The following is a 9739-nucleotide window of genomic DNA, read 5'->3' on the forward strand; positions in this document are numbered from 1 at the left end:
GTCCTGCGTTCTCTTCAACCAGGGCATCCAGGCGGTCCTTGCTGATATCGGCCGCGACGACCTTGCCGCCTTCCTTGGCAATGCGCAAAGCGGTGGCCCGGCCGATTCCCGACGCGGCTCCCGTGACGATGATGGTCTTGCCGGCAAAGCGGCCCGAGGTGATGGCCTCCTGCCACGAAGCGTCGTTGCCCATGATGTCCTTCCGGTGGTTGCTTGCTGGGTGGTTGGAACCATCTTATGACACTCTGTGTCATTATGTAAGAGTGAATACTGGAGGGATGACTTCGGAAGATGCCAAACCCCCGCGCCCCAGCGGTCGCCCCGCCACCATCGACCCCGACGCCGTAGCCGGACTCGCCTTGGACCTGTTCGCGGAGCACGGGTATGAGAACACCTCCATGGAAGACATCGCCCGGGCCGCCGGCATCGGCCGCAAGAGCCTCTACCGCTACTTCGCCAGCAAAGCGGACCTGGTCTGGGGCGGCACCGAACCCGTGGTCGAAGCCTCAACACTCGCCTTCGGCTCGTTCCACGGGCCGGGAAAGTCCGACGGCGATGTGCTGGCCGGGCTGCGCACAGCAGCAGTCGCCGGGGTCGCGGTCATCCCGGACTTGTCGGTTACCCGCGGACGGCTCCGCCTGATTGCCGAGCACGCGGAACTGACCAGCCGCAGCTATGAGTCTTTGGCGCCACAGCGCGAGCGGGCCTTGGCCTTCCTGATCGAGAACGGCCTGTCCGACTCTGCAGCACGTTTCCTGAGTGCCGCATACCTCGCCGCGACCTTCGAGGCCTGGATGCAGTGGGCCGCCGGGTCGGATCCGGATCCAGTGCCGTACCTGATAGCAGCGCTCGAGGTGTTGAACGTTCCCCCGCGTTAGCTGCTCTTCCTGGCGACGAATTGCCGGATCCACTCCACCGTCTCAGGGTGATCCAGGTGCAATCCATGCCCTGCACCGGGTACGCGCACCAGTACCGAGCCGCGAATGTGCTCGCGGAGCAGGAGTGCATTCGGCAATGGTGCCAAGGCATCCTCGGTGCCATGCAGGATCAGCGTCGGCGCTTGAACCGATCCGAGGTCACGCCAGGCATCGTGTTCCCGGCTGGCTTTGAAATGACGCGCTTTGGCCCAGGCCGAGGCTGGCGAGTTGAAGAAGGTATGTGTCGCCACGGGATTGGCACCCACCCATTCGGCATCGAAGAAGAGCGGCTCAAGCCGTGACATGTCGCCGCTGACCAGGGCTTCCAAAGCTGCCTTGTCCGGTTGCGTTCCGGCATCCGGCCATTTCCCGCCACTTGTTGCGGCGAGGATCAGGGTACGGACCTTCCGGGGGTAATCCACAGCCAGCCACTGGGCAACCCGCCCACCCATGGAGTGGCCGTACACGTGTGCTAAATCGGCTCCGGCGGCATCAAGGACTGCGGCAGCGTCCTGGGCGAAGAGCCGCGTGGTGTAGCGGTCCGCTTCACCCTTCCCACTCCGCCCAATCCCCCGGTGATCAAAGCGGATGACGCGGTAATGGCGGGACAGAAGCTCCGCCGTCGGGCCCCAACCGTCCATGGATGTCGCTTGTCCTGCGATCAACAGCATGGGCTCGCCGTCGCCTTCGGAAGTCCAGGCGAGTTCAGCGCCGTCGGGGGCTTGCGCAAAGTTCACCGTGCCACAGTATCCGGCAGGCATTCAAAGCGCTGCGGCGTGGGCCACAAGGACCTTACTCCGCAGTGAAAATGTCCTCAATGGCACACCCAAACGTCCGGGCAATGAGGAACGCCAGAGGCAACGAGGGATCGAATTTCTCCCGCTCGATGGAGATGACAGTCTGCCGGGAAACCCCCAATGCCGCCGCCAGGTCCGCCTGTGTCCAACGGCGTTCGGCGCGGCGCTCGGCTAGGTTGTTCTTCACTTCAGCGCGCGGTGGCGAATGGCCACGTATCGCAGTCCAGCGTCAACCGCACTCAAACCAACGAGACCGAGAAGGACCGGAAGCGCGTCGATCTCCAAGCGGCCGATGGTCAGCACCAGGGCAGCAACGATGGTGGCGACCAGCACGTCCAGGAAAGCCCCGGCACCAGCCTGGCGCATCCACTGGAGCTCCACACTCTGCTCGCCATGCGGATCACGGGTAACGGTGTGGCGTGAAACGAAGACCTTAATGCCGAGCGACATCGCGGGGTAGACGGCACAGAGGGCACCAATCCCGGCAGCGAGCCAGAAATCGCCCGGGTTTGATGCTCCCACCAACAGTGCGACGGCGATGGTCAGGATGGCGCCGAGGATGACAGCAAGGACGTAATGATGGATCGGCGCACGCTTCGATGTAAAGGAAACTTTACTCATGATCAAAGTAAAGCACCCTTTACTTTGGGGGACAATGCTTGATGCATACTTCTCGCGCTGGAGCTAGCGTTGAGGGATGACCACCGAGTACAGGTACGACGTCGAGGTGCTGCACCTTTTGATCTCGCCGGCCCACGCCTACTTTGGGCGCGCCAGGGAAGGCGCCGCCGACGTTCCCACCACCGATGCCGGGCAGGCCGAGCTGGTGGCAGGCAAAGGAATTGTTGGCGACAGGTTCTTCGGCAAGGCCGCGCACATGGATGCCGCCGTGACGCTTTTTGCCGCAGAGGCGTTGGAAGCGATCGCCGCTGAACTCGGGGCCGGGCCCTTCGACCCCCTGCTGACACGGCGCAACGTTGTCCTTCGAGGAGTGGAGTTGGCTCCTTTGCTCGGTCATGAGTTCGCGATTGAGTCCGGTGGAGATGTGGTGCGGCTCAAGGCCGGGAGGCCGGCACACCCCTGCGCCTGGATGGATGAAATGCTTGCCCCGGGGGCCCACAAAGCAATGCGCGGGCGCGGTGGCGTCCGGTGCCAGGTTGTTGCGGGTGGGCTGCTGCACCGAGGACCGGCTGTGTTGATCAGCCCCGTCGTCCTGGATCCGGGCAAGGCAGGCGAGGCAAACGTGCTGCGGCCGTCGCGACTGCCCTAGCGTCCATTCCACATGCGCTGAATCAGGAATGGCCATTCAACCCGATCCAAACCCCAGCTCCACCACCTAGATGGGCCTGCCAAGGACTAGGGGTTGCCGCTTTCAGCACCTAATTTGCCCCAAAAGCGACTAGGTATACGCCCCTGGAGCACCTAGAGCCCACTTTCTGTTGTTACCGTGAGTTCAACCGAGCACTTCGCATGGGGGAGAATCCATGGTCGCTTGATCGGCTCACCGGGGCCGAAGACGCTGTCCTCGCTTTGCGTTTCACGAGCGGTCTCGAAACAAATGGAACGCCTCCTGACAGACACCTCATCCGAAATTTCCGCCAACCGGCTGCGCAGTACTGTCAAGCCCCCCCCACTGCCAAGGAGCCTATTCATCCATGATCAACGTTGACCACCTAAGCAAGCGCTTTGGTAGCCGGGAAGTACTCCGCAGCGTCTCTTTTACCGCCGAACCTGGGCGGGTCACTGGATTCGTTGGACCCAACGGCGCTGGCAAATCCACAGTGCTCAAAACAATTGCCGGACTGATATCACCTGATGCAGGCTCCGTCAGCGTCAACGGAACAGGTTTTGCAGATGCCGTTCATCCCGGAAGGACCATGGGAGTCTTCCTGTCCGCAGAATGGCTACCTGTACAAGCAACTGCAGCAGGCATACTCAACTACGTCTGCCGCGTACAAGGACTGCCACTAGCGTGGGGTAAGGAGACTCTGGAGAGGGTCGGACTGGCAGAAGTTGCGCAGCACCGGGTCCGTACGTTTTCGTTGGGCATGCGCCAGCGGCTAGGCATCGCCGCAGCTACCGTGGGCCGTCCCGCAGTACTTGTCATGGACGAACCCATCAATGGGCTCGATCCCGACGGAATAGCGTGGATCCGGTCGTTCTTTACTTCGGCGGCCTCCGAGGGCGCAACGGTCCTCCTGTCCTCTCACCACATGGCAGAACTGGCCGAAGTAGCAGATGACATCGTCATGATCGCCGACGGCAGGATCCTCGGTAATGGAAACGTCGGGGACTTCGTATCCCAACTGGACGAAACGGGATATTACCTTGAGTCACCGAACGTCGGGAGTCTAGTGAGTGCCTTGGTGCAACGTGGTTTCCAAGTCAAACGTGAACGTGCGGGAGTGCTTGTTCACCATGCGGACCCCACCACTCTGGCTTCGGTCGCGGTGGAGTCCGGAGCTGGAATTTCCCACCTAACCAGGGTGACCCGAACTCTGGAAGAGACCTACTTCGAGGTTCTGGCCCGGAACGCATCAGGAGAAACGCAATGATGATGGCCGAATCACCGCTCAACGGGCTTAGTGCGATGCCCCCGTTGCAGACGCTGGGCGCTGTGACCCGGGCCGAGGCACACCGACTCCTCAATAGGGGCGGCGTGCCCGTCCCGATCTTCGTGGCGATCACAGCAGCGCTGACTGCCGGGGTTCTCACCATGCTCATCATCAAGTCACTGGCACCGGAAACTCCGAAGGTCCTGACTACAACCTCCATCGAGACCGGGGCATTCGTTGCGGCCCTCGTCCTTTCCATAGCGGCTGTTTTCGCGGTGGGTCGGGACCACACCGGGCAGTTGGGTCTGGCCTTGTCACTGACGCCAAACCGGGATCGGCTCTTCACAGCGCGGCTCCTCTCTTGGGTTGCCCTGACAGTATTCGTCACAGTCCTGGTCACGATCGTCATTGCGGTATTGGGAATCCTCCTGTCAGAGGGCCGTTTTACAGGGCCGGCACTGCTAGGCGTAGGGGTAGCCGTGGTCGGCAGTACAAGCATGGTTCTGATGGCCGTTACTCTGGCCCATATTGTGGGGCGGGCCTTCGGGGCCGTGCTGCTCCTCGTGGGAGTCAATCTATTTCTCCCCCTGGCGGTTTTCGCTGTGGGGTCGGTGATCCCCCAGCAGGCGGCGAATGCGGTGGATGCCCTGATAAACGTGACACCTACGCCCTTGTTCATGCGTGCTATCAGCGCGTCAACAATCGATGACCTGGGCTTGGGTCACCTGCTGACGGGCCAGCTTGGGCTCATGGTCTGGGCGCTTGTAATGGGCACTACCGCACTTGCGGTCTTCCGCCGTCGAACCATGTGAGCCATCCCTTCACCTGCCCAAGGTACTGACATCCGTTTCCACGCAACCACAAAGGAAAATAATGGCTGGCATTAAAGACCGTAGGCCTCCCAATGGCACGTCTCGAGGACGGCCACCTGGTGAACGAGCCTCGATGGCGGCCCTGTTCGTTACCATCCTGGCCGTCAGTGTTGGACTCGCACTGTGGGCAGACATACACATCGTATTGCGCTGGCTGATCGCCATTGTCACCGGCATAACCACGGCGGGTATCACCTTGGCAGTCATCAAGCGGAGGGAATCACAAAAGGTACGCAAGATCGAGTCGGTCGAGTAGGCGCCCGCGGATTCCGTCCGCTAGGAACGACGTCGAAAGCTGTGCCAGAAGCTACAGCCTCTCCCCCGCAGCCTCGAATTCGTCCAGCCGCCGCATTGCCTCCGCCACAACAGAATCCCGGTTGGCATGAAGCCAAGCCGCCGCGCCTTCCTCGTCGCCGAACAACCCGTCGTCTTGAGCGTCACGGCTCTGCTCAATCACGAACCGCCAAAGCCGTCCACGCGGGATCCCGGCTTCGGCCAAGGCTGCGCCCTTCAACAAGGTAGTGCCTGTAACGGGTTCGCTGCCCAGCCGTTCAGCTTTTGCCAGCCAAGTGGGCAGATGGTTGACGCCCTGACGTGCGCCCGGCCCGCGCCCCTCTTTGTCCGCTTCCACCAGGCGCGCCCAGTCCGTTATGGACGGTCCGCCGTTCGCTTGGTTCAGGCGCCGTATCAGCCTCCGGACTGCCGAATCACTGATGGCGCCTTGGGGACCTTCCGGGGTGTGGCACATGTGTTCCCGGATGAGCGGCAGGATCTTGTCTTCGTATCGCCCGGGCGCTCCGATCCGGCGCAGGAAATTCCGGGCGGGCTCAACCCCAGTGACGTTGTGCCCGTTGGAAGTGATCCGGCCATTTGAATCGATGGTGGTGGAAACTGCCTTGCCGAAGTCGTGGGTGATGGCGGCCAGTACCAATGCTGCGGTTTCATCGGCGCCCAGATTGTCGCGCCGGGCGATCAGGGCTGCTTGGTCGCCGGCCAATCCGAGGTGGATGTTCACGTCACCTTCCGGATGCCATTCCGGGTCTTGCGGAACGCCCCTTGTCGCAGCCAGTTCCGGGAAGTGCTCTTCCCAACCGGACACGAACAGGGTGTCCAAAGCCTTGGAGATGAACGTCCCTTTCGAGGCGAGTTTGTAGAACTCACCCCAAATCCGGGCCTTGGGCAGATCCACGAAAGCCGGTGCCAGGCTGCGGCACAGTTGCGCCGTTTCCGGGACCAGCCCGAATCCGAACCGGCCGCTGAACTGCATGGCGCGCAGCACCCTCAGCGGATCATCACCAAACGCCGGGCTCGTGTGGCGAAGGATTCCCGCTGCCAGGTCGGCCTGTCCCCCGAACGGGTCCACAACGGTCCCGCTTAGTTGGTCCCAGCCCATCGCGTTGATGGTGAAGTCCCGCCGGGCGAAGGCTTCAACCTCGGACTCCTGGCGCGGCAGCGAAACGTCGAAAACCTGGCCGCCCACTGTCGCAGAGACTATCCCGAAGTGCTGCCCCACCTCCATGACGTGGCCCGGGAGCGCCGCTGACACCTGGGACGTGGTCAACCCATAGACCTCAATGTCGATGTCCTTCGAGTCCACCGCGGCACCGCTGGAACGCGAGAGCAACGCGTCCCGAACAGAGCCTCCAACAATCAGCGGCCGGCCTCCGGCAGCTCGCAGGCAATCGAGGACCTGCCGGGCTTCGGGGGTGAGCTGAAGGAGATTGGGAATAGTTGTGATGGCCTCAAGTCCTAACAACTCATAGTGACGGACAACGAGAGTGTGCCCACAACAAATCTAGGGCTCAAAAGCCGCCGGCGCCGCAAACTGCGCCTCGTACAGCCGCGAGTACGGCCCGCCCGAGGCCAGCAGCTCAGAGTGTGTCCCCTGTTCCACAATCTGCCCGGCTTCCATCACCAGGATGAGGTCCGCGTCCCGGATAGTGGAGAGCCGGTGGGCGATCACAAAACTGGTCCGGTCAGAGCGCAGGGCATTCATGGCTTTCTGCACCAAGACCTCGGTGCGGGTATCTACGGAACTGGTGGCTTCATCAAGGATCAGGACGGATGGACGCGACAAAAAGGCCCGGGCGATGGTGAGCAGCTGTTTCTCGCCTGCCGACACATTGCCGCCTTCGTCATCAAGCAAGGTGTCGTATCCCTCGGGCAAGGACCTAACAAAGCGGTCCACGTAGGTGGCCTGCGCCGCCTCAAGGATGTCGTCCTCGGAAGCAGCGGGCCGGCCGTAAGCGATGTTGTCGCGGATGGTCCCGCCAAACAGCCAGGTGTCCTGGAGGACCATGCCCATCCGGGAACGGAGTTCCTGCCGCGACAGCGAGGTGATGTCAACGCCGTCGAGCGTTATTCGTCCTGAATCCAGCTCATAGAACCGCATCATCAGGTTCACCAGCGTGGTCTTGCCCGCTCCGGTGGGCCCAACAATGGCGATGCTCTGCCCGGGTTCGGCCACCAGGCTGAGGTCCGTAATCAGGGGCTTGTCCGGCGAATACCGGAAGGACACGTTCTCGAAGACGAGCCGTCCGCGGGTGGGGCCGGACCGCGGAACAGCATCCGGCTCGGCAGACTCTTCTTCCTCGTCCAGCAAGGAAAACACCCGCTCCGCCGAGGCAACGCCGGATTGCAGCATGTTCGCCATGGACCCCAGCTGGGCCAGGGGCATGGTGAACTGCCGCGAGTACTGGATGAAGGCCTGGACGTCACCCAACTGCATGGAGCCGGAGGCAACCTGCAGGCCACCCACTACGGCGATCCCCACATAGACAAGGTTGCCGATGAACGTCATGGCCGGCATGATCAGGCCACTCACAAACTGCGCTCCAAAGCTCGCCTGGTACAGCTCGCCGTTCTTCGCCCGGAACTTCTCCTGCACCTCGTTCTGCCGTCCGAACACCTTCACCAGCGCGTGCCCGGTGTATGTTTCCTCGATCTGGCCGTTGAGTTCGCCGGTATTCTTCCACTGCGCCACGAAAAGTTTCTGCGAGCGCTTGGCGATCAGCAGCGTGGTCCCTACTGTCAGCGGAATAGTCACCAAGGCAATCAGCGCCAGGACCGGCGAGAGCAGGAACATCATCACCAGCACCCCCAGCACGGTCAGCAGGGAGGAGACCACCTGGCTGATGGATTGCTGCAGGCTTTGGGAGATGTTGTCCACATCATTGGTGACCCTGCTCAGCAGTTCACCGCGCTGGATGGAGTCGAAATAACGCAACGGCAGGCGGTGGATTTTCGCTTCAATCCGCTCCCGGAGTCGGTATACGGTTCGCTGCACGACGCCGTTGAGCACGTACGCCTGCATCCAGCCGAACGCCGAGGCCAGGACGTACAGCGCCAGCGCCCACAGCAGCACGGAGGCCAAGGCGCCAAAGTCGATTCCGACGCCGGGCGTCAGGTTCATGGCGCTTAGCATGTCTGCCTTGCTGTCCTCACCTGAAGCGCGAAGCCCTGCGATCACCTCGGCTTTGGAGGCGCCTGCGGGTAGTTCCTTGGAGACGACGCCGGCGAAGATCAGGTTGGTGCCTTCGCCCAGCAACCTGGGCCCGATCACGGACAGGGCAACACTGACCACGGCGAAGACCAGCACCAACGTCAACCACAGGCGTTCAGGCCGCAAGGTGCCCAACAAACGCCGTGCTGAGGCGGAGAAGTTGGAGGCTTTCTCGGCCGGAATGTTCATCCCGGCAAAAGGACCACCGCGGCCGGGACCCATGGCCGGCCGCTGCGGTCCACGGGGACCAGCTGATACGGCACTCATGCCGCCTCCTCCGCAGCGAGCTGGGAGGACACGATTTCCTTGTACGTTTCGGACGTCTCCAAGAGCTCATGGTGCGTTCCGCGTCCAACGATCCTGCCGTCGTCGAGCACCAGGATCTGGTCCGCGTCCGCGATGCTGGAGACCCGCTGCGCAACGATCACCAGCGTGGCGCCGTTGGTGTGGCGTCTGAGGGCCTGCCTGAGCCGGGCGTCAGTGGCGGTGTCGAGGGAGGAGAAGGAGTCGTCAAAGATGTAAAGCTCCGGCTGTTTCACCAGCGCCCGGGCTATCGCGAGCCGCTGCCTCTGGCCGCCGGAAACGTTGGTGCCGCCCTGTGAAATGACGGCGTCCAGGCCTCCTTCCATGTCCTCCACGAAATCCCGGGCCTGGGCCACTGAAAGCGCCTGCCACAGCTCGTCCTCGGTGGCATCGGGTTTACCGTACTGAAGGTTGCTGCGGACGGTCCCGGAAAACAGGTAGGGCCGCTGCGGCACCAGCCCTATGTGGCCCCACAACAGGTCCGGGTGGAGCTCGCGGACGTCCACCCCGTCCATCCTCACGGACCCTGTTGTGGCGTCGAAGAGCCGCGGCATGAGGTTCACCAGTGTTGTTTTGCCCGCGCCGGTGCTGCCGATGATCGCGGTGGTCTCCCCCGCGCGGGCGGTGAAGAACAGCCCGTCCAGCACCGGTTGTTCGGCACCCGGGTAGGCGAATCCGACGTCGTGCATTTCCAGTTCGCCGCGGCGGATGCCGCCCGTAACAGGGTTCGACGGCGGTTGGACGCTTGACGCTGTTTCCAGCACCTCGCCGATCCGGTCGGCAGAAACGGACG

The 9739-nt window shown here is 62.4% G+C and carries 12 protein-coding genes; 5 read left to right on the forward strand and 7 right to left on the reverse strand.

The window, feature by feature from the left end:
- On the reverse strand, nucleotides 1-193 hold a 193-nt coding region (locus HP499_RS15745; protein WP_172325172.1), incomplete at its 3' end, for an SDR family NAD(P)-dependent oxidoreductase.
- Between the two features lie 85 nt (nucleotides 194-278).
- Here HP499_RS15745 and HP499_RS15750 point away from each other — a divergent pair.
- Nucleotides 279-878 (forward strand): TetR family transcriptional regulator, encoded by a 600-nt coding sequence (locus HP499_RS15750; RefSeq protein ID WP_172325173.1) that lies wholly within the window; start codon nucleotides 279-281, stop codon nucleotides 876-878.
- On the opposite strand, the gene HP499_RS15755 is transcribed toward HP499_RS15750, so the two are convergent.
- The 3 genes from HP499_RS15755 to HP499_RS15765 are packed head-to-tail and all read right to left on the reverse strand — an operon-like array spanning nucleotide 875 to nucleotide 2335.
- The gene (locus HP499_RS15755) at nucleotides 875-1654 is read right to left on the reverse strand and encodes an alpha/beta fold hydrolase (protein WP_172325174.1); all 780 of its coding nucleotides are present in this window, start codon (nucleotides 1652-1654) and stop codon (nucleotides 875-877) included. The two genes, HP499_RS15750 and HP499_RS15755, sit on opposite strands and share 4 nt — an antisense overlap.
- Nucleotides 1655-1709: 55 nt before the next feature.
- Entirely contained in the window at nucleotides 1710-1901 is a 192-nt protein-coding gene (locus HP499_RS15760) for a helix-turn-helix domain-containing protein (RefSeq protein ID WP_172325175.1), read from the reverse strand.
- Nucleotides 1898-2335 carry an ATP synthase subunit I gene (locus HP499_RS15765; RefSeq protein WP_172325176.1) on the reverse strand — a complete coding sequence of 146 codons (438 nt, stop codon included), beginning with the start codon at nucleotides 2333-2335 and terminating at the stop codon, nucleotides 1898-1900. Before HP499_RS15765 ends, HP499_RS15760 begins: the two co-directional genes overlap by 4 nt.
- A gap of 76 nt (nucleotides 2336-2411) precedes the next feature.
- Here HP499_RS15765 and HP499_RS15770 point away from each other — a divergent pair, with 76 nt between their 5' ends.
- From HP499_RS15770 to HP499_RS15785, 4 genes are all read left to right on the forward strand, one after another.
- Complete coding sequence (locus HP499_RS15770) at nucleotides 2412-2984, forward strand: MOSC domain-containing protein (RefSeq protein ID WP_172325177.1); 573 nt, start codon at nucleotides 2412-2414, stop codon at nucleotides 2982-2984.
- A gap of 385 nt (nucleotides 2985-3369) precedes the next feature.
- Nucleotides 3370-4269 carry an ABC transporter ATP-binding protein gene (locus HP499_RS15775; protein WP_172325178.1) on the forward strand — a complete coding sequence of 300 codons (900 nt, stop codon included), beginning with the start codon at nucleotides 3370-3372 and terminating at the stop codon, nucleotides 4267-4269.
- Entirely contained in the window at nucleotides 4266-5081 is an 816-nt protein-coding gene (locus HP499_RS15780; protein WP_172325179.1) for a hypothetical protein, read from the forward strand. The genes HP499_RS15775 and HP499_RS15780 overlap by 4 nt, the downstream gene beginning before the upstream one ends.
- A gap of 61 nt (nucleotides 5082-5142) precedes the next feature.
- Nucleotides 5143-5397, forward strand: coding sequence for a hypothetical protein (locus HP499_RS15785; RefSeq protein WP_172325180.1), 255 nt, complete (start codon nucleotides 5143-5145; stop codon nucleotides 5395-5397).
- 51 nt (nucleotides 5398-5448) lie between these two features.
- Here the strand turns inward: HP499_RS15785 and HP499_RS15790 are convergent, their stop codons facing one another.
- The 3 genes from HP499_RS15790 to HP499_RS15800 form a co-directional block, all read right to left on the reverse strand.
- A complete protein-coding gene (locus HP499_RS15790) occupies nucleotides 5449-6897 on the reverse strand; it encodes a CCA tRNA nucleotidyltransferase (RefSeq protein WP_216660056.1) in 1449 nt (482 codons plus the stop codon).
- A gap of 39 nt (nucleotides 6898-6936) precedes the next feature.
- The gene (locus tag HP499_RS15795) at nucleotides 6937-8910 is read right to left on the reverse strand and encodes an ABC transporter ATP-binding protein (protein ID WP_305849746.1); all 1974 of its coding nucleotides are present in this window, start codon (nucleotides 8908-8910) and stop codon (nucleotides 6937-6939) included.
- A partial coding sequence (locus HP499_RS15800; protein WP_172325181.1) for an ABC transporter ATP-binding protein occupies nucleotides 8907-9739 on the reverse strand: 833 nt, incomplete at its 5' end. The genes HP499_RS15800 and HP499_RS15795, both read right to left, overlap by 4 nt.

This window comes from Paenarthrobacter sp. CM16, from assembly GCF_013179505.1.
Lineage (GTDB): Bacteria > Actinomycetota > Actinomycetes > Actinomycetales > Micrococcaceae > Arthrobacter.

Excerpts from the sequence above, each read along its gene's own strand:
- HP499_RS15750 (WP_172325173.1), top strand. The coding sequence starts at position 279 with ATGACTTCGGAAGATGCCAAACCCCCGCGCCCCAGCGGTCGCCCCGCC.
- HP499_RS15765 (WP_172325176.1), bottom strand. The coding sequence starts at position 2,335 with ATGAGTAAAGTTTCCTTTACATCGAAGCGTGCGCCGATCCATCATTAC.
- HP499_RS15770 (WP_172325177.1), top strand. The coding sequence starts at position 2,412 with ATGACCACCGAGTACAGGTACGACGTCGAGGTGCTGCACCTTTTGATC.
- HP499_RS15775 (WP_172325178.1), top strand. The coding sequence starts at position 3,370 with ATGATCAACGTTGACCACCTAAGCAAGCGCTTTGGTAGCCGGGAAGTA.
- HP499_RS15780 (WP_172325179.1), top strand. The coding sequence starts at position 4,266 with ATGATGATGGCCGAATCACCGCTCAACGGGCTTAGTGCGATGCCCCCG.
- HP499_RS15785 (WP_172325180.1), top strand. The coding sequence starts at position 5,143 with ATGGCTGGCATTAAAGACCGTAGGCCTCCCAATGGCACGTCTCGAGGA.
- HP499_RS15795 (WP_305849746.1), bottom strand. The coding sequence starts at position 8,910 with ATGAGTGCCGTATCAGCTGGTCCCCGTGGACCGCAGCGGCCGGCCATG.